The organism is Variovorax sp. V116 (genome assembly GCF_041154435.1).
Classification (GTDB): Bacteria; Pseudomonadota; Gammaproteobacteria; order Burkholderiales; family Burkholderiaceae_C; genus Variovorax; species Variovorax paradoxus.
Genome location: NZ_AP028661.1, coordinates 2,672,421 through 2,691,307, shown reverse-complemented (window position 1 = coordinate 2,691,307; position 18,887 = coordinate 2,672,421). Strand labels below are relative to the sequence as shown.

Here is an 18,887-nt window from a genome sequence, read left to right as displayed (position 1 = left end):
GCTACCAGCGCAGCAGGCGCGGCCCGAGCACGGCGCCCACCAGCACCGGCAGCCCGATGCCGCTCACGTACCAGACCGCGAGGAAAGGTGCCGTCAACTCCATGCAGTGCAGCGCATAGACCGCCGCACCCACCCCGCCGGCCAGCGCACCGGCGGCCGCACCGGCCAGCGCAGGCCGCGTGGGCGCCAGCCCCTTCAGGGCCAGCAGCGCCGCCGCAAAGACCGGCAGCGCCATGAGCCCGATGCTGACCGCGCAAACGCGCCACGACTCGCCCATGAGCAAGGGCATGCGCTCTTCGGCCGGCGCGTTGAACCAGGCCAGCGCCGCCATCACCCACACGGCAAGCACCGGCACCGCGATGCCGATCCAGGCGCGCCGCACCGGCACGCCCGGCCGCGCGAGGCGCTGCACCACCACGAAGGCGGCCGCCGCAATGCACAGCGGAAACAGCACCTTGACCCAGAACATCGGCCAGAACATGGCTTGCACCAGGTCGCGGCGCAATCCGTATTCGGTGAACAGGATCGCGAACGACAGCGGCAGCCCGGCGAGCAGCGCAAGGGCCAGGCGGCGCCCTGCGGCGCGGCGCGGCGCGGGCGAGGCGCCGGCCGCCAGCATGGCCACGAGATCGTCGGTCTTCATGGCGCACGGCTCCTGAGCCTGGCGGCAAGCGCCTTGAGTCCGCGGTGGATGCCCACCTTCACGGCCGATTCGGACATGCCGGTGAGGCTTGCCGTCTCGGCCACCGAGAGGCCTTCGAGCTTCACGTGCACGATCGGCAGGCGCTGGCGGTCCGGCAGGGTCTGCAGCAGGCCGCCCAGGTCGCGCCGGGCATCGCTGGCCTCGATGGCCGATTCGGCGAACACCGCCAGGTCGTCGTCCAGCGGGTCATGCAGTGCTTCGCGCGCCGACTTGGCGCGCAGCAGGTCGATCATCTTGTAGCGCGCAATCGCATGCACCCAGGCCGTCAGCGGCTGGTCGCTCTGGTAGGTGTGGCGCTGGTTGTGCATGGCGAGCAGGCATTCCTGGACAAGGTCTTCCACTTCATCGGGCCAGCCGAACAGGCGCTTGCCCAGAAAGGCGCGCAGATGCGCGCTGAGTTTTTGCAGAAATTCGCGATAGGCGGCCGCGTCGCCGTCCAGGCCGCGCAGGAACAGGCTGCGCAGCGCGGCTTCGGCGTCGCTTGTTCGCGAACTGCTGTCCATTGTGTTTCGTGCCATCGGACCGGCTGGTTACAGCCCTTTCGGAAAAAAGATCCCGCCGGATTGTGCCGTGCCCGGCGCAGACGCCGGATGCGTCCTCGGCTAAGCTCCCCCGAACCCATGGAAGGAGCGCCCCATGCAACCTGCCGGTCCATGCCTTCGTGCCCTTGAACAGTCCGCCGCCCGGAGCTGACGCCGATGCTGGCCGGGCTGGTTTCGCACCCCTGGGCCTATCCGGCGCTGGAGACGGCGCACATCGTCGGCATTGCGCTGCTGTTCGGCGGGCTGCTGGTGTTCGAACTGCGCGTGCTCGGCCTGGGCCGGGAGTTGCCGCAAAGGCAGTTGGCGCGCCTGACGCTGCTGCCGGCGCTCGTCGGCTTCGGCCTGTGCGCCGCGACCGGCCTCACGATGTTTTCCACGCAGCCCGGCGAGCTGCTGGCCAATTCCGCCTTCCGCATCAAGCTCTTGCTGATCGGCCTGGCGGGCGCCAACGCGATCTGGTTCCATCTTCGGGGCGGCCTGGCCGCCACCGGCGCGATGTCCAGGGCGCAATGCCTGCTGTCGCTGGGGTTTTGGCTCGCTGTCATCATCTGCGGGCGTTGGATTGCCTACGTCTGAGCAAGGAGACCGAGATGATCGAGAGACGCTTGTTCGTTGCCGGCTCGCTGGGCCTGGCCCTGCCCTCCTGGGCGCACCACGGATGGAGCAGCTTCGACCAGGACCGCCCGCTCTACCTGGAGGGGCGCGCGACCAAGGTCATGTGGCGCAATCCGCATGGCGAGGTGGAGCTTGAACTGCCCGAGAACCCCACCCTGCCGGCCGACCTGAAGCAGCGCCCGCTGCCCAGGCAAAGCGCGAACGTCGATGGCCCCGCGCTGCTGGCCAAGGCGCAGCTGCCGACGCGGCGCGACCGCAAGTGGCTGATCGAACTCGCACCGCTCACGCGGCTGCAGGCCTGGGGGGTCGAGGAGATCAAGCCCGGCACCCCGGTGGCCGCGCTGGGTTTCACCTACACCGGTGAAAAAGGCGATCCGGTGCTGCGCGCCGAATACCTGTTCGTCGGCGGCAAGGCCTACGGCCTGCGCTCCTCGCCGGCCTGATCGGCGCACCGGCCGCGGCGCCATGGCCGCGGCCCCCGGCGGCATTGACGACCCTCGCGCCCTGCTTGCCAGCCGCGCGAGTGATCGGTACATTGCATTTTTTGAGGGCCTCCAATGTCCGCAGATAGCACAGCGACCCCTTCCGAAATTCCCGAGATTTCCGCGATCCCCGCCGTCCCTGCGACTTCAGCGATCTCCGTCTCGCCCCTTCCCCCGCTCCACCCTTCCTCGTCGACCGGCCACATCCGGCTGACCTCCCATGCCGGCGGCTTCGGCGCATTGCCCATCCGCTGGGGCGCGGCCACCGCCGCCGAGCGCGGACCCGTGGTCGGCACCACCACGAAGCGGGCGCACCGCAACGTCATCGGCACGCACAGCGGCTCCTACAGCGTCTATCGCGCATTGGCCGTGGCGGCCGGCGCGCTCAAGCGCGAGCACAAGGCCGACCTGACCAACACCGCGCCCACCGACGTGATCGGCCCGTACCCGCAGTGGAGCGAGCCCGGACGCATCGTCTCGCTCGACCCCTGGGGCGCGCTGGTGGCCGATGTGTTCTCCACGGAACTGGCCGCGGGCTACGACATCCGCCCGACCATCGCGATCACCAAGGCCCACGTGATCCTGCCCGAGGTGATCGAGGCGCTGCAGAGCGGCCGCCTCAAGGCCGACGGCCACTTCCTCACCGCCGGCGGCGCAGCCATGGTGACCAAGGCCGCCATCGAGCCCGTGTGGTACCTGCCCGAGGTGGCGCGGCGCTTCGGCTGCTCCGAAACCGACCTGCGCCGCACGCTGTTCGAGGAAACCGGCGGCATGTACCCCGAGCTCGTCACGCGCTCCGACCTCGAGGTGTTCCTGCCACCCATCGGCGGGCAGACGCTCTACATCTTCGGCAACCCGCGCGACCTCGCCAACCCCGAGGTCGAGCTGACGGCGCGCATCCACGACGAATGCAACGGCTCCGACGTGTTCGGCTCCGACATCTGCACCTGCCGCCCCTACCTCACGCACGCCATCGAGGAATGCATCCAGGGCGCGCAACGCGGCGGCGTGGGCCTCATCGCCTACTCGCGCAAGGAAGGCCGCGCGCTCGGCGAGGTGACCAAGTTCCTGGTCTACAACGCGCGCAAGCGCCAGGTCGGCGGCGACACGGCCGACCAGTATTTCGCGCGCACCGAATGCGTGGCCGGCGTGCAGGACATGCGCTTCCAGGAACTGATGCCCGACGTCTTCCACTGGCTCGGCATCAAGAAGATCCATAGGCTCGTGTCGATGAGCAACATGAAGTTCGACGCCATCACCGGTTCGGGCATCGAGATCGGCGAGCGCGTGAACATTCCGGACGAACTGATTCCGGCCGACGCCCGCGTCGAGATGGACGCCAAGATGGCCGCCGGCTATTTCACGCCCGGCCCGGTGCCGGACGCCGAGGAACTCAAGAAGGCCAAGGGCCGGGGATTGAGCGAATGAGCAACAGCAAGGAAAACAGCAGCAGCGACCACCTGCCCGCCGACGGCTCGGGCAGCCTGCCACCGGGCGGCGCGGGCGACATCGACCCGGCGATCGAGTTCGCGCCCGACACCAGCCATCCCGCGGGCGCCGCCACGGTGCTGCGCACCACCGCCGCCATCCGCGAGCGCGCGGCCGCGCTGCTGGCGCGCGCGCGCCGGGGCGAGTCGCAGTGGTTCCGCATCGCCGGCAGCGACGTGCTCGAAGACGCGGCGCGCACCGTGGCCGAAGTCACGCGCGAGCGCTACCCCTGGGACACCATTCCGTACCACAGCCGCTGGCGCCACTTCGAGGCCGGCGGCGTCGACCGGCTGAAGCAGCTCGATGAACTGCTCGGCAAGGGCGTTGATGCGCGGCAGCGCGCCAGCGCCCACATCGACCTCGTGCTGGTGAGCGTGCTGCTCGATGCCGGCGCCGGGCCCGGCTGGCACTACACCGAGCCCGCCACCGGCGAGCGCTACACGCGTTCCGAGGGCCTGGCCGTCGCGAGCTTCCATGCCTTCACGAGCGGGCTGTTCTCGTCCAACCCCGACCATCCGCTGCAGGTCGATGCCGCCGGCCTGCGCGGACTGGTGACCGACCGGCTCGGCGACGCCTTCCAGGTCAGCGACGTCAATCCGCTGGTGGGCCTGGCCGGCCGCGCGGTGCTGCTGCGCCGGCTCGGCGAGGCGATGAGCGAGCAGCCCGAGACCTTCGGCGACGAGGGCCGGCCCGCCGGCATGTTCGATGCGCTGGTCGCCCCGTTCGGCGCGGCCGCGCCGCCCACGGCCGAGATCACGGCGCACCAGATCCTTTCGCTGCTGCTCGAGACGCTCTCGCGCATCTGGCCCTCGGCCAACGCCATCGACAGCATCGCACTCGACGGCAGCGACACCACGGGCGGCATCGGCTCGAGCGACCCGGCGCTCGCGCTGGGCGACTGCTGGCGCCACGGCGCGGTGCGCGGCCCCGGCCTCACCAACGGCTGGATGCCGTTCCACAAGCTGTCGCAGTGGCTCACCTATTCACTGCTCGAACCCTTCGAGCGGGCCGGCGTGAAGGTGCGCCACCTCGACGCGCTCACCGCTTTGCCCGAATACCGCAACGGCGGCCTGCTGATCGACAGCGGCGTGATCGTGCCGAAGGACCCGGCCTTTCTTTCGCGCACCTGGAAGGCCGGCGACGAGTTCATCGTCGAATGGCGTGCCCTCACCGTGGCGCTGCTCGACGAACTGGCGCCGCGCGTGCGCAAGATCCTCGACCGCACCGACGAAGAGCTGCCGCTGGCCTGCGTGCTCGAGGGCGGCACCTGGGCCGCGGGGCGCGTGCTGGCACAGCGCTTGCGAGACGGATCGCCACCGCTCCTGATCGAAAGCGACGGCACCGTCTTTTAGACTCGCGGGTCCATTCAGCAACGGCAGAAAAACCAAATGAGCAACGTCCACCTCGTCGACCACCCCCTCGTCCAGCACAAGCTCACGCTGATGCGCCGCAAGGACGCCTCCACCAACAGCTTCCGCCGGCTCCTGAACGAAATCAGCATGCTCATGGCCTACGAGGTCACGCGCGACATGCCGATGCAGGACATCGAGGTCGAGACCCCGCTCGAAACCATGCAGGCCAAGGTCATCGACGGCAAGAAGCTGGTGCTGGTGTCGATCCTGCGCGCGGGCACCGGCATCCTGGACGGCATGCTCACGGTGGTGCCGGGCGCGCGCGTCGGCCACATCGGCCTGTACCGCGACCCCAAGACGCTCACGGCCGTCGAGTACTACTTCAAGATGCCCGGCGAGATGGAGAACCGCGACGTGATCGTGGTCGACCCGATGCTGGCCACCGGCAACTCGGCGGTGGCCGCGGTCGAGCGGCTCAAGGAACTCAACCCCAAGTCGATCAAGTTCGTCTGCCTGCTCACCTGCCCCGAAGGCCTCGCGACCATGCAGAAGGCCCACCCCGACGTGCCGGTCTACACCGCGGCGATCGACCGGGAGCTCAACAGCCATGGGTACATCCTGCCGGGCCTCGGCGACGCGGGCGACAGGATTTTCGGCACTAAGTGAGGCCCCCGGCGGCCGACACGCTGTCCCTCGGGCAGCGACAAGAAGATTTCCATACCTCGAGGAGAAGCACCGTGACAGCACGCCGTCAGTTGATCATTCGTTCCGCCGCCATGGCCGCAGCAGCGCTTGCGGCCGGCACGCCCGGCTTCGCGCTCGCGCAGGCCAAGCTCAAGGTGGCGGCGGTGTACACCGTGCCCTTCGAGCAGCAATGGGTCGGCCGTATCCACAAGGCGCTCAAGGCGGCCGAGGCGCGCGGCGAGATCGAATACAAGGCCACCGAGAACGTCAGCAACGCCGACTACGAGCGTGTGATGCGCGAGTACGCCACCGGCGGCAACCAGCTGATCCTCGGCGAGGTCTTCGGCGTGGAAGCGGCGGCGCGCAAGGTCGCGAAGGACTTTCCCAAGGTCGCCTTCCTCATGGGCTCCTCGCTCAAGCCGCAGGCGCCCAACTTCAGCGTGTTCGACAACTACATCCAGGAGCCGGCCTACCTGAGCGGCATGGTGGCCGGCGGCATGACCAAGACCAACCGCATCGGCATGGTCGGCGGCTTTCCGATTCCTGAAGTGAACCGGCTCATGAACGCCTTCATGGCGGGCGCGAAGGAAACCAACCCGAAGGTCGAATTCAGCGTGAGCTTCATCAACAGCTGGTTCGATCCGCCCAAGGCCAAGGAAGCGGCCTTCGCGATGATCGACAAGGGCGCCGACGTGATGTACGCCGAGCGCTTCGGCGTCTCGGACGCGGCCAAGGAAAAAGGCAAGCTCGCCATCGGCAACGTGATCGACACGCAGGCGCAGTACCCCGACACGGTGGTGGCTTCGGCGCTGTGGAACTTCGAGCCCTCGGCCGACCGCGCGATCAAGCTCGTGAAGGAAGGCAAGTTCACCGCCGAGGACTACGGCCCCTACTCGATGATGAAGCACAAGGGCTCCGAACTCGCGCCGCTGGGCACCTTCGAGAAGAAGGTGCCGGCGGACATCGTCGCCAAGGTCAAGGCCAAGCAGGCCGACATTCTCTCGGGCAAGGTCACCATCAAGGTCGACGACTCGCAGCCCAAGTCGACCGCGAAGTGAAGGGCCCGATGACGATGCGCTGGCGCTCTCTTCTCGCGGCCGGCGTGCTGGCCTTCGGCCTCGCGGGCTGTGCCGGTGTCTACAAGAGCCCGGGCGCCGCCGACGGCAGCGTGCGGCTGGACGACACGCCGCGCATCGCGGTGGTCTCGGCCTTCCAGCCCGAGCTCACGCTGCTGCTGAACCGGCTCCAGCAGCCGGCCAAGCACAGCGTCAACGGCGTCGAGTTCACCACCGGCACGCTCGAAGGCAAGCCGGTGGTGCTGTTTCTCTCCGGCATCAGCATGACCAACGCGACGATGAACACGCAGCTGGTGCTCGACCGCTTTCGCGTCACCCACATCGTGTTCAGCGGCATCGCGGGCGGCGTGAATCCGCAGCTGCACGTGGGCGACGTCACGGTGCCCGCGCAATGGGGCCAGTACCTCGAAGTGCTGATGGCGCGCGAAACCGCGCCGGGCAAGTTCACCGCGCCGCCCTTCATCACCGATGCCACGCTGCCCAACTTCGGCATGATGCATCCGCGCCCGGTGGAAGTGCGCTCCGCGGCACATCCGCAGATCGTGCGCAAGTTCTGGTTCGAGGCGGACCCGAAGATGCTCGAGGTGGCGCGCAGCATCCGCAATGTCGACCTGGCGAACTGCAGCGCCGGCAAGTGCCTGGCGCGCAAGCCCCATCTGGTCGTCGGCGGCAACGGCGTCTCGGGCCAGGCCTTCATGGACAACAAGGCCCTGCGCGAATACACCTTCAAGACCTTCCAGGCCAACGTGCTCGACATGGAAACGGCGGCCGTGGGCATGGTGGCCTACAGCAACGGCGTGCCCTACATCGCCTTCCGCTCCCTCAGCGACCTGGCGGGCGGCGGCGAAGGCGAGAACGAGATGGGCACCTTCATGGGCATTGCGGCCGACAACTCGGCCAAGGTGATGCTGGCGTTCCTGGCTGCATGGAAATGATCCTGCCTTTTCTCCCTCCCCTTCCGGGGGCGGGTTGGGGTGGGGGCACGCGGCCTTCGATCGATCACCATGGCGCTGCGGGCGCTGCCCGCCCCCATCCCGGCCTTCCCCCGGAAGGGGAAGGAGCAAGACCTTCATGAACAGCACGACCGTCCTGCGCCTCCAGCGCATCACCAAGCGCTTCGGCACCCTCGTCGCGAACGACGCCATCTCCCTCGACCTGCACGCGGGCGAAGTGCTCGCGCTGCTGGGCGAGAACGGCGCGGGCAAGTCGACGCTCATGTCCATCCTGTTCGGCCACTACGTCGCGGACGAAGGCGGCATCGAAGTCTTCGGCGCGCCGCTGCCGCCGGGCAATCCCAAGGCGGCGCTGGCCGCGGGCGTGGGCATGGTGCACCAGCACTTCACGCTGGCCGACAACCTCAGCGTGCTCGACAACGTGATGATGGGCACCGAACCGCTCTGGCGCCCGGTCTCGCGCCGGGCGGCCGCACGCGCGAAGCTGCTCGAGGTGGCACGGCGCTTCGGCCTGCCGGTGCAGCCCGACGCGAAGATCGGCAGCCTCTCGGTCGGCGAACGGCAGCGCGTCGAGATCCTGAAGGCGCTGTACCGCGGCGCGCGCATCCTGATCCTCGACGAGCCGACCGCCGTGCTCACGCCGCAGGAAAGCGAAGCGCTGTTCGCCACGCTCGCGCAGATGGTGGCGCAGGGCCTGTCGGTGATCTTCATCAGCCACAAGCTGGGCGAGGTGCTGCGCGTGTCGCAGCGCATCGCGGTGCTGCGCGGCGGCAAGCTGGTGGCCGAGGCGCGCACCGCCGAAACCACGCAGGCGCAGCTCGCGCTGTGGATGGTCGGGCATGCCGTGGAGGCGCCGCAGCGCCGGCCCGCCAGGTCGGTGGGCGACGCGGTCTGCGTGCTCGACCATGTGAGCACCGCGTCGGACAAGGACCAGGCGCAGAACCGGCTGCGCGAGGTGTCGCTCACGCTGCGCGCCGGCGAAATCACCGCCATCGCGGGCGTCTCGGGCAACGGCCAGGTGGCGCTGGCCGAACTGCTGTGCGGCACGCGCCGCGCCACCTCGGGCACGGCCCTGCTGATGGGCCGCGCGCTGCCGCCCTCGCCCGCACGGCTGGTGCAGCGCGGCGTCGCGCGCATTCCCGAGGACCGGCACGCGGTCGGCGTGGTCGGCGACCTGCCGGTGTGGGAGAACGCGGTGTCGGAACGGCTGCGCAGCCCCGTCTTCTCGCGCTGGTCGTGGTTCGTGCGGCGTGCGGCCGCGCGGCTGCATGCAGGGCGCATCGAAAAGGCGTTCGACGTGCGCGGCGCGGGGCTGATGGCGCCGGCCCGTTCGCTTTCGGGCGGCAACATGCAGAAGCTGATCCTCGGGCGCGCGCTGCTGGCGCCCGAGCAGGACGAAGAAGACCCGGACAACAGGAAATACCCGACGCGTGCGCCGCGCCTGATCGTTGCGCACCAGCCGACCTGGGGCCTGGACATCGGCGCCGTCGCCTATGTGCAGCAGCAACTCATTGCCGCGCGCGATGCGGGTGCGGCGGTGCTGGTGATTTCCGACGACCTCGACGAGGTGCTCGCGCTCGGCGATCGCGTGGCCGTGATGCACGGCGGCCACCTCGGCGAAGCGCGCCCGGCCGCGGCTTGGACGCGCGAAGCCATCGGGCTGGCGATGGCCGGCGCGGCGGCGCAGCAGCAGCAGCAGCAGCGCGCAGGGACTACGCCATGATGCGGCTCGAACGGCGCCACCAAAGCTCGCGCGCCGCGCTGGTGCTGGCACCCATCGGCGCAGTGGCCTTCACCATGGTGGTGAGCGCGCTGCTCGTGCTCTGGGCCGGTGCGCCGGTCGGCCGCACCTACGCATTGCTGCTGCAGGGCGGCTTCGGCTCGGTGTTCGCGTGGAGCGAAACGCTGACGCGCGCCATTCCACTGATCCTCACCGGCTTGGCCGCGACCGTCGCCTTCAAGGCGCGGCTTTTCAACATCGGCGCCGAGGGTCAGCTGTTCGCGGGTGCCCTCGCCGCCGTGGCCGTGGGCGGCATGCATGGCGGCACGGGTTTCGAGCTGCCGCCCTGGCTGCTGTTCCCGCTGATGATGCTGGCCGCCGCCGCGGCGGGCGCCCTGCTGCTGCTCGGCCCGGCGCTCATGAAGAACAGGCTCGGCGTCGACGAGGTGGTGACCACGCTGCTGATCAACTTCATCGTGCTGCTCGGCGTGTCGGCGCTGCTCGACGGGCCGATGAAGGACCCGAGCGCCATGGGCTGGCCGCAGAGCGTGTCGCTGCAGGCCGAGCTCGAACTCGGCAAGCTCGTTGCGCAGACCCGCGTGCACACCGGACTCGTCTGGGCCGTGTCGCTCGCGGTGATGGTGTGGGCGATCTTCAAGTACACGGTGCTGGGCTTCGACATCCGCGCGGTGGGCGCCAATGCGCGCGCCGCCGCCTTCGCCGGCGTGCCGGTCACGCGCACGGTGGTGACGGTGGCGCTGCTCTCGGGTGCGCTGGCGGGCCTTGCGGGTGCCATCGAAGTGGCGGGACGCACCAGCTATGTCACGCTCGACATGTCGCCGGGCTACGGCTACACGGGCATCGTGATCGCGATGCTCGCGGGGCTGCATCCGCTGGGCGTGATCGCCGCGGGCGTGTTCGTGGCCGGCGTGCTGGTCGGCGCCGACACCATGAGCCGCGCCGTGGGCGTGCCGACCTACATCGCCGACGTGATCGTCGCGGCCTCGCTTGTCGCGGTGCTGGTGGCGACGCTGCTCACGCAATACCGGGTGCGGATGAAATGACCGAGTTGGCGCCTGCGCATTTGCTCCTTCCCCCGCCGGGGGAAGGCTGGGATGGGGGCATCGGCGCCCACATCGAGCGCCGCGTGCCCCCACCCCCACCCTCCCCCGGAAGGGGAGGGAGAAACACCAGATGACAGACCTGCTCGACATCCTGACCAATCCGGCGTTCTGGGTCGCGGTGCTGCGCATCGCCACGCCGCTGATCCTCGGCACGCTGGGCGTGCTGCTGTGCGAGCGCGCGGGCGTGCTCAACCTCGGCATCGAGGGAATCATGGTCGCGGGCGCCTTCACCGGCTGGCTCGCGGTGTATGCGGGCGCGCCGCTCTGGGCCGGAGTGGGCGTCGCCGCGCTCACGGGCATGGTGTTCGGGCTGCTGCATGCCTTTCTCACGGTGGGCCTGGCGCTGTCGCAGCACGTCTCGGGGCTGGGCATCACGCTGCTGGCCACGGCGCTCAGCTACTTCGGCTACCGCGTGAGCTTTCCGAAGGTGAACACGCCGCCGACCATCGCGCCCTTCGCGCCGATGGAGTGGCTGCCGGTGCCCATCCTCAATGCGCAGACCGCGCTCACGCTGTTCGCGCTGCTGCTGGTGCCGGCGATCGCCTGGGTGCTGTACCGCACGCCGCTCGGGCTCGCCGTGCGCATGGTGGGCGAGAACCCGCAGGCCGCCGAGAGCCAGGGCGTGTCGGTCGCGGCCACGCGCACCGGCGCCATTGTGGCGGGCTCGGCGCTGATGGGCGTGGCCGGCGCCTTCCTCACGCTCTCGGCCTTCAACGCCTTCTTCTTCAACATGGTGAACGGCCGCGGCTGGATCTGCGTGGCGCTGGTGGTGTTCGCCTCTTGGCGGCCGGGCAAGGCCCTGCTCGGCGCGCTGCTGTTCGCGTTCTTCGATGCGCTGCAGCTGCGGCTGCAACAATCGGGCGATGCCGTGCTGCCCTACCACATCTACCTGATGCTGCCGTACCTGCTCTCGATCCTCGCGCTGGTGCTGGTGGCGCGCAAGGCCAGCTATCCGCAGGCGCTGATGAAGCCCTATCGCAAGGGGGAGCGTTGATCATGGCGAAGACAGGCGCTGCAACCTTGCTCGCGGCCGCGCTGTCGCTGTGCGCCGCCGGCGCGCACGCGCTGGGCAGCGACCACGGCTACGACGGCTTCAAGACACCCGATGCGGTCAGCTGGGTTCAGCTGTGCGGCGCCTGGGGCAAGGACCACCAGGGCACGTACCGGGTGATCCATGCCAGCCAGGACGCGCAGTCCTTTCTCTACGTGCAGTGGATGGCGCGCGATGCCAACGGCCGCCTGAACGCCGCACACACCGCAGCCATCTCCGAACTGGACAACGACCACGCGGAAATCGCCCTGACCGACCTCGGCTGCCGCGCCACGCCGCGCGGCATCGTGGTGACGGCGCGCGCCGCCTCCGGCCACGACGACAAGCTGCGCCGCGTGACCATCGAGGCGGGGCCGGCGCCGGGGCAGTACCGGTATCGGGCGCAGCGCACGCGCTGAACGAATTTCCTTCACGACCACCCGCGCAGCACCGCCCGCGCAAACGAAAATCCCCGCACCCGCTTCCGGAGACCCTCACGATGCTCGACCTCCTCGTCATCAACGCCACCCTCCCCGACGGCCGCTCGGGCATGTCGATTGCCGTGCAGGGCGGCCGCATTGCCGAAGTCACCGCCGGGCTCGACGCGCCGGCGCTCGACAAGCTCGATGCCCAGGGCCTGCTGGTTGCGCCGCATTTCGTCGATCCGCACTTCCACATGGACGCCACGCTGAGCTATGGCCTTCCGCGCATCAACCAGAGCGGCACCTTGCTCGAAGGCATTGCGCTGTGGGGCGAACTCAAGCCGCTGCTCACGGCCGACGCACTCATCGAGCGTGCGCTGGCGTATTGCGACTGGGCGGTGGCCAAGGGCCTGCTGGCCGTGCGCTCGCATGTGGACACGAGCGACCCGAGCCTGCTCGCGGTCGATGCGCTGCTCGAGGTCAAGCGCAAGGTCGCGCCGTACCTCGACCTGCAGCTCGTGGCCTTTCCGCAGGATGGCGTGCTGCGCTCGGCAGGCGGCGTCGACAACCTGAAGCGCGCGCTCGACAAGGGCGTGGACGTGGTCGGCGGCATTCCGCATTTCGAGCGCACCATGGCCGATGGCGCCGCCAGCGTGAAGCTGCTGATGGAGCTGGCGGCCGAGCGCGGCAAGCTGGTCGACATGCACTGCGACGAGTCGGACGATCCGCTCTCGCGCCACATCGAAACCCTGTCGGCCGAGACCTGGCGCCTCGGCATGCAGGGCCGCGTGACCGGCTCGCACTGCACCTCGATGCATTCGATGGACAACTACTACGCGAGCAAGCTGCTGCCGCTGATCGCGCAGAGCGGCGTCAGCGTGGTTTCCAACCCGCTCATCAACATCACGCTGCAGGGCCGCCACGACAGCTATCCCAAGCGCCGCGGCATGACGCGCGTGCCCGAGCTGATGGCCGCCGGCGTGAACGTCGCCTTCGGCCACGACTGCGTGATGGACCCGTGGTACGGCATGGGATCGGGCGACATGCTCGAAGTAGCGCACATGGGCCTGCACGTGGCGCAGATGACCAGCCAGGCCGGCATCCGCCAGTGCTTCGACGCGGTGACCACGAACGCCGCGCGCGTGATGCACCTCGAAGGCTACGGCCTCGAGGCGGGCTGCGACGCGAGCTTCGTGCTGCTGCAGGCGCGCGACCCGGTCGAAGCGATCCGGCTGCGCGCGACGCGGCTCAAGGTGTTCCGCAAGGGGCGCCTGCTGGCGGAAACGCCGGCCGCGACGGCCGCGCTGCACCTGCCGGGGCGCGCGCAGTCCACCAGCTGGATGAGCCGCAAGTCCTAGCGCCTCAGGCTTCGGGCGCGATGGCCTCGGCGTACTCGTAGAGTGCGCCCAGGATCTCTTCGCCCCGCTCGTCCGCGGTTTCGGACAGCGCATCGACTTCGCTGAACAGCATCTCGATGGTGCGCGCCCCGCCCTCGCCCTTGAAGAGCCGCGCGGCGCGCAGCGCCTCCCAGCGTTCGGCCTCTTCCGAGCTGAGCAGCTCGGGCCAGTTGCGCGCGCGGTAGCGAAAGAGGATTTCCTCGAGCCGCCCGTCGTCGAAACCGGTGCGATCCTTGGCGAGCTCCTCGGGCGACAGCGCGCGCAGCTGGTTCAGGCGGCGCCGGTCGCCGTTGCCGACGAAGCCGCCGTAGAGGTCTTCATCGACATCGGGCACCGCCTCCTTGGGCCGCGCGTACACCTGCGACCAGATGGCGCTCATGTCGGGCAGGTCGCGCGCGATGGCCGCGTGGCGCAGCGCCGCGTCAAGGTCGACGTTCCAGCGCTCGGCCATGGCGGGCGCCAGCGTGCGCAGGTTGCCGACCACCATCGGCGACTTGTTGAGGTGGATGCCCTTGACCGGCAGGCGGACCACGCCTTCGGGCAGGTCGGCGGTGCGCGTGAACAGGCGCAGGCGCAGGGTCTCGACGTCGAGGTCGCGCAGCTCGCTGGGGTCGTGGGCCAGGTCCCAGGCGATCAGTTCGTTCTTGTTGGTCGGATGGCTCGCGAGCGGCCACATCACGCCGAGGCAGCCGCGCTCGACCGGGAACATGCCCGACACGTGCAGGAAAGGCCGCGCCGTCTCGCGCATGGCCGGCAGGCCGAGCTCGCTGGCGACGCGGTCCTTCTTGTGCAGGCCGAAGGCGAATTCGAAGAGCTTGGGCTGGCGCTCGCGAATGAGCCGCGCCAGCGCGATGGTGGCGCGCACGTCGGACAGCGCATCGTGCGCGGACTCGTGCAGCAGGCCGTTGGCGCGCGCCAGGTCCTCGAGCTTGAAGCTGGGCTTGCCGTCTTCCTTCTTCGGCCACTCGATGCCGTCGGGCCGCAGCGCGTAGGTCAGGCGCACCACGTCCAGCAGGTCCCAGCGGCCGCAGTCGTTCTGCCATTCGCGGGCGTACGGGTCGATCAGGTTGCGCCAGAACAGGAAGCGCGTGACCTCGTCGTCGAAGCGGATGGTGTTGTAGCCCACGCCGATGGTGCCGGGCTGCGAGAAGGCCTTCTCGATCTGCGCGGCGAAGGCGTGCTCGGGAATGCCGCGCTCCAGGCAGAGCTGCGGCGTGATGCCGGTGATCAGGCAGGCCTCGGGGCTGGGCAGGTAGTCGGGCGCCGGCTTGCAATAGATCATCAGCGGCTCGCCGATCTCGTTGAGCTCGGCGTCGGTGCGGATGGCGGCGAACTGCGATGGCCGGTCGCGGCGCGGCACGGCGCCGAAGGTTTCGTAGTCGTGCCAGAGAAAGGTGTGGTTCATTCAGAGCAAGGGGGAAAACAATCGTGCAAGCGCGTCGCCGAGGCGGCGCCAGAAACTCTGCGGCCGGTGGGCGCGCACTGCGCCGGAGCTGTGCAGGTCGGTCTCGAACTGCGCGGCCAGGGGGCGTGCCAGCTCGGGGCCGTAGACCACCGCGCTCACTTCGAAATTGAGCCTGAAGCTGCGGTTGTCGAAATTCGCGGTACCGATCATCGCGCAATGGTCGTCGACCACCAAGGTCTTGGAATGCAGCATGCGCGCCTTGTATTCCCAGACCTTGACTCCCGACGCAATCAGCTCGTCGAAGTAGGAGCGCGCGGCCGCGCTCACAATGGCCGAATCGCTGCGCCGCGGCACCAGCAGGCGCACATCCACGCCGCGCAGCGCCGCGCTGGTGAGCGCCATCATGGCGGGCTCGCCGGGCACGAAGTACGGCGTGGTGAGCCAGGCCCGCTCGCTCGCCGAATGGATCGCCTCCACGTGCATGCGGTGGATGGGTTCCAGCATGTTGTCGGGGCCGCTGGTCACGATCTGCACGGGAATGTCGCCGGCCTCGACCTGCGGCAGCATGGCGCCCATCAGGTGGTCGATGTCGCGCAGGTCTTCGCCGGTGGCATAGGTCCAGTCCTCCAGGAAGGTGGTCTGCAGCCAGCGCACCGCGCTGCCCTCGATGCGCAGGTGGACGTCATGGTAGGCGTCGGGCCGGGTGCGTTTGTCTTCCTCGTCGGTGATGTTGACGCCGCCGGTAAAGCCCACGCGGCCGTCGCACACCACGATCTTGCGGTGGGTGCGGTAGTTGGTCACCGGGCGCAGGCGGCGGCCGATGCGCGTGTCGTGGAAGAGCGCAACCTGCACGCCCGCGGCATGCAGCGGCGCCATGAACTTGCGGCCGATGCGCTTGGAACCCAGTGCGTCGAGCAGCAGGCGCACGGACACGCCCTGGCCGGCGCGCTCCACCAGCAGGTCGCGCAGCGCGGTGCCGATCCTGTCGGGCTCGAAGATGTAGTACTCGAGGTGAACGTGGTCGCGCGCCGCGCGCACCGCGTCGAAGATGGCGTCGAAGGTGCGCGCGCCGCCCGAGAGCAGCGCCACGCCCGTCGCGCTGGAAACCGGCAGCCCGCAGGCCGCGGTGCCCAGCCGCGCCATCTGCTGCAGCGCCGGCGGCGCGTTCTGCGCCGCGTCGCGCAGCCGCGCCAGGTCGGCCTGCGTGTGCGCGCTGGCCCGGCTGCGCAGGCGCTTGACGCGCTGCTTGCGCAGGCGCTGCGGCCCGAGGAAGTAATAGATGACGAAGCCCGCGAACGGCAGCAGCGCGAGCGACAGGATCCAGCTCATGGTGGACACCGGCGCACGCTTCTGCATCACGATCCAGACCGACAGCACGGCGATATAGCCGCTCCAGGCCAGAGAGAGGCCGGTTTTCCATTCCTGACTGAGCTCGGGGAGGATCAAAGTAAGACTGCGTACGAATAGATTCCGGCCAAAAAAAAAGCCGGCAGCGAATGCTACCGGCCTTTTGGGTACTGCCAGGGACAGCGCGGAACCGGCCTTGCCGGTCCGCCTTATCCGGCAGCGGCTTCTTCGGCTTCCGGCTTGGACTTGCCTTCCTTCTTCGGCAGCGGCTGGATGTCCAGCTGCACTTCGCCCTTGTCGTCGATGTCGACCGACAGGCGGCCGCCATCGATCAGGCGTCCGAACAGCAGCTCGTCGGCCAGTGCACGGCGGATCGTGTCCTGGATCAGGCGCTGCATCGGGCGGGCGCCCATCAGCGGATCGAAGCCCTTCTTCGCCAGGTGCTTGCGCAGCCCGTCGCTGAACGTGACGTCGACCTTCTTCTCGGCCAGCTGCGTTTCCAGCTGCAGCAGGAACTTGTCGACCACGCGCAGGATGATCTGCTCGTCCAGCGCCTTGAAGCTCACGATCGCGTCCAGGCGGTTGCGGAACTCCGGCGTGAACAGGCGCTTGATGTCGGTCATCTCGTCGCCCGCCTGGCGCGGGTTGGTGAAGCCGATGGTCGCCTTGTTCATGGTCTCGGCACCCGCGTTGGTGGTCATCACGATGATCACGTTGCGGAAGTCGGCCTTGCGTCCGTTGTTGTCCGTCAGGGTGCCGTGGTCCATGACCTGCAGCAGCACGTTGAAGATGTCCGGATGCGCCTTCTCGATTTCGTCGAGCAGCAGCACCGCGTGCGGCTTCTTCGTGATGGCTTCGGTCAGGAGGCCGCCCTGGTCGAACCCGACGTAGCCCGGAGGCGCGCCGATCAGCCGGCTCACCGCATGGCGCTCCATGTATTCGGACATGTCGAAGCGGATGAGCTCGATGCCCATGATGTAGGCCAGCTGCTTGGCCGCCTCGGTCTTGCCGACGCCGGTGGGGCCGCTGAACAGGAACGAGCCGATCGGCTTGTCCTCGCGGCCGAGGCCCGAACGCGCCATCTTGACGGCGGAGGCCAGCACCTCGAGCGCCTTGTCCTGGCCGAACACCACGCTCTTGAGGTCGCGCTCGATGGTCTGCAGCTTGCCGCGGTCGTCGTTGCTGACGTTGGCCGGGGGAATGCGCGCGATCTTCGCGACGATGTCCTCGACCTCGGTCTTGCTGATGGTCTTCTTGCGCTTGTTGGCCGGCAGGATGCGCTGGGCAGCGCCGGCCTCGTCGATCACGTCGATGGCCTTGTCGGGCAGGTGGCGGTCGTTGATGTACTTGGCGCTCAGCTCGGCCGCAGCCTGCAGGGCCGCCACCGCGTACTTGACGCCATGGTGCTCTTCGAAGCGCGACTTCAGGCCCTTCAGGATGTCGACGGTTTCCTGCACCGTCGGCTCGACCACGTCGACCTTCTGGAAACGGCGCGACAGGGCCGCGTCCTTCTCGAAGATGCCGCGGTATTCGCTGAAGGTGGTGGCGCCGATGCACTTGAGCTGGCCGCTCGAGAGCGCCGGCTTCAGCAGGTTCGACGCGTCGAGCGTGCCGCCCGAGGCTGCGCCCGCACCGATCAGCGTGTGGATCTCGTCGATGAACAGGATCGCGTTCGGCTTGTCCTTGAGCGACTTGAGCACGCCCTTCAGGCGCTGCTCGAAATCGCCGCGGTACTTGGTGCCGGCCAAGAGCGCGCCCATGTCGAGCGAGTAGACCTGCGCCTCGGCGAGGATCTCGGGCACGTCGGTCTGCGTGATGCGCCAGGCCAGGCCCTCGGCGATCGCGGTCTTGCCCACGCCGGCCTCACCCACCAGAAGCGGGTTGTTCTTGCGCCGGCGGCACAGGATCTGGATGACGCGCTCGACCTCGTATTCGCGGCCGATCAGCGGATCGATCTTGCCGTCCTTGGCAAGCTGGTTGAGGTTCTGCGTGAACTGCTCGAGCGGCGAAGCCTTCTCGTTCTTTTCGGCGCCGCCCTCTTCGCCCTCGCCCGAAGGCGATTCGCTGCTGCCCTTGACGGCCTCGGGCGGATCGCTCTTCTTGATGCCGTGGGCAATGAAGTTCACCACGTCCAGGCGGGTCACGCCCTGCTGGTGGAGGTAGTACACCGCGTGCGAGTCCTTCTCGCCGAAGATCGCGACCAGCACGTTGGCGCCGGTGACTTCCTTCTTGCCGTTGCCGGTGGACTGCACGTGCATGATGGCGCGCTGGATCACGCGCTGGAACCCCAGCGTCGGCTGGGTGTCTACATCGTCGGTCCCCGCCACCTGGGGCGTGTTGTCCTTGATGAAGTTGGTGAGCGACGCCCGCAGGTCGTCGACGTTGGCCGAGCAGGCGCGCAGGACCTCTGCGGCGCTCGGGTTGTCCAGCAAAGCGAGCAACAGATGCTCCACGGTGATGAACTCGTGGCGCTGCTGCCTGGCCTCGACGAAGGCCATGTGCAAGCTGACTTCCAGTTCCTGGGCAATCATGTGATTTCCTTTTGCC

Annotated in this window: 17 protein-coding genes; 12 read left to right on the top strand and 5 right to left on the bottom strand. The window is 68.7% G+C overall.

Annotated elements, in window-relative coordinates; translation table 11 throughout:
• Position 1 precedes the first annotated feature (1 nt).
• Both ACAM58_RS12795 and ACAM58_RS12790 read right to left on the bottom strand, forming a co-directional pair.
• Entirely contained in the window at positions 2–643 is a 642-nt protein-coding gene (locus tag ACAM58_RS12795; protein WP_012747774.1) for an NrsF family protein, read from the bottom strand.
• The gene (locus ACAM58_RS12790; RefSeq protein WP_230537828.1) at positions 640–1,221 is read right to left on the bottom strand and encodes a sigma-70 family RNA polymerase sigma factor; all 582 of its coding nucleotides are present in this window, start codon (positions 1,219–1,221) and stop codon (positions 640–642) included. Before ACAM58_RS12790 ends, ACAM58_RS12795 begins: the two co-directional genes overlap by 4 nt.
• Positions 1,222–1,401: 180 nt before the next feature.
• Between ACAM58_RS12790 and ACAM58_RS12785 the strand changes: the two genes are divergently transcribed.
• From ACAM58_RS12785 to ACAM58_RS12730, 12 genes are all read left to right on the top strand, one after another.
• Entirely contained in the window at positions 1,402–1,821 is a 420-nt protein-coding gene (locus tag ACAM58_RS12785; RefSeq protein WP_012747772.1) for a hypothetical protein, read from the top strand.
• 14 nt (positions 1,822–1,835) lie between these two features.
• A complete protein-coding gene (locus tag ACAM58_RS12780; RefSeq protein ID WP_012747771.1) occupies positions 1,836–2,303 on the top strand; it encodes a DUF6152 family protein in 468 nt (155 codons plus the stop codon).
• Between the two features lie 114 nt (positions 2,304–2,417).
• A complete protein-coding gene (locus ACAM58_RS12775) occupies positions 2,418–3,770 on the top strand; it encodes a GTP cyclohydrolase II (RefSeq protein WP_012747770.1) in 1,353 nt (450 codons plus the stop codon).
• Entirely contained in the window at positions 3,767–5,182 is a 1,416-nt protein-coding gene (locus ACAM58_RS12770) for a URC4/urg3 family protein (RefSeq protein ID WP_012747769.1), read from the top strand. The genes ACAM58_RS12775 and ACAM58_RS12770 overlap by 4 nt, the downstream gene beginning before the upstream one ends.
• Positions 5,183–5,218: 36 nt before the next feature.
• Positions 5,219–5,848 (top strand): uracil phosphoribosyltransferase, encoded by a 630-nt coding sequence (gene upp, locus ACAM58_RS12765; RefSeq protein ID WP_012747768.1) that lies wholly within the window; start codon positions 5,219–5,221, stop codon positions 5,846–5,848.
• A gap of 110 nt (positions 5,849–5,958) precedes the next feature.
• Positions 5,959–6,924: a BMP family protein gene (locus ACAM58_RS12760; RefSeq protein WP_196230444.1), complete on the top strand. Its 966-nt coding sequence runs from the start codon at positions 5,959–5,961 to the stop codon at positions 6,922–6,924.
• 8 nt (positions 6,925–6,932) lie between these two features.
• Positions 6,933–7,877 (top strand): 5'-methylthioadenosine/S-adenosylhomocysteine nucleosidase, encoded by a 945-nt coding sequence (locus ACAM58_RS12755; protein ID WP_012747766.1) that lies wholly within the window; start codon positions 6,933–6,935, stop codon positions 7,875–7,877.
• 136 nt (positions 7,878–8,013) lie between these two features.
• Positions 8,014–9,618, top strand: a complete 1,605-nt coding sequence (locus ACAM58_RS12750) for an ABC transporter ATP-binding protein (RefSeq protein WP_012747765.1) — start codon at positions 8,014–8,016, stop codon at positions 9,616–9,618.
• Positions 9,618–10,679 carry an ABC transporter permease gene (locus ACAM58_RS12745; RefSeq protein ID WP_196230445.1) on the top strand — a complete coding sequence of 354 codons (1,062 nt, stop codon included), beginning with the start codon at positions 9,618–9,620 and terminating at the stop codon, positions 10,677–10,679. Before ACAM58_RS12750 ends, ACAM58_RS12745 begins: the two co-directional genes overlap by 1 nt.
• Positions 10,680–10,809: 130 nt before the next feature.
• Positions 10,810–11,733 (top strand): ABC transporter permease, encoded by a 924-nt coding sequence (locus ACAM58_RS12740; RefSeq protein ID WP_012747763.1) that lies wholly within the window; start codon positions 10,810–10,812, stop codon positions 11,731–11,733.
• A 2-nt stretch (positions 11,734–11,735) separates the two neighbouring features.
• Positions 11,736–12,188, top strand: coding sequence for a hypothetical protein (locus ACAM58_RS12735; protein ID WP_012747762.1), 453 nt, complete (start codon positions 11,736–11,738; stop codon positions 12,186–12,188).
• 80 nt (positions 12,189–12,268) lie between these two features.
• Entirely contained in the window at positions 12,269–13,549 is a 1,281-nt protein-coding gene (locus tag ACAM58_RS12730; RefSeq protein ID WP_012747761.1) for an amidohydrolase family protein, read from the top strand.
• 4 nt (positions 13,550–13,553) lie between these two features.
• Here the strand turns inward: ACAM58_RS12730 and sbcB are convergent, their stop codons facing one another.
• The 3 genes from sbcB to clpA all read right to left on the bottom strand — a co-directional run bounded on the left by sbcB (position 13,554) and on the right by clpA (position 18,871).
• The gene (gene sbcB, locus ACAM58_RS12725; RefSeq protein ID WP_012747760.1) at positions 13,554–14,993 is read right to left on the bottom strand and encodes an exodeoxyribonuclease I; all 1,440 of its coding nucleotides are present in this window, start codon (positions 14,991–14,993) and stop codon (positions 13,554–13,556) included.
• Positions 14,994–16,439 carry a cardiolipin synthase gene (cls, locus tag ACAM58_RS12720; protein WP_012747759.1) on the bottom strand — a complete coding sequence of 482 codons (1,446 nt, stop codon included), beginning with the start codon at positions 16,437–16,439 and terminating at the stop codon, positions 14,994–14,996.
• Positions 16,440–16,549: 110 nt separating this feature from the next.
• Positions 16,550–18,871, bottom strand: a complete 2,322-nt coding sequence (clpA, locus tag ACAM58_RS12715) for an ATP-dependent Clp protease ATP-binding subunit ClpA (protein WP_012747758.1) — start codon at positions 18,869–18,871, stop codon at positions 16,550–16,552.
• Positions 18,872–18,887: the final 16 nt, after the last annotated feature.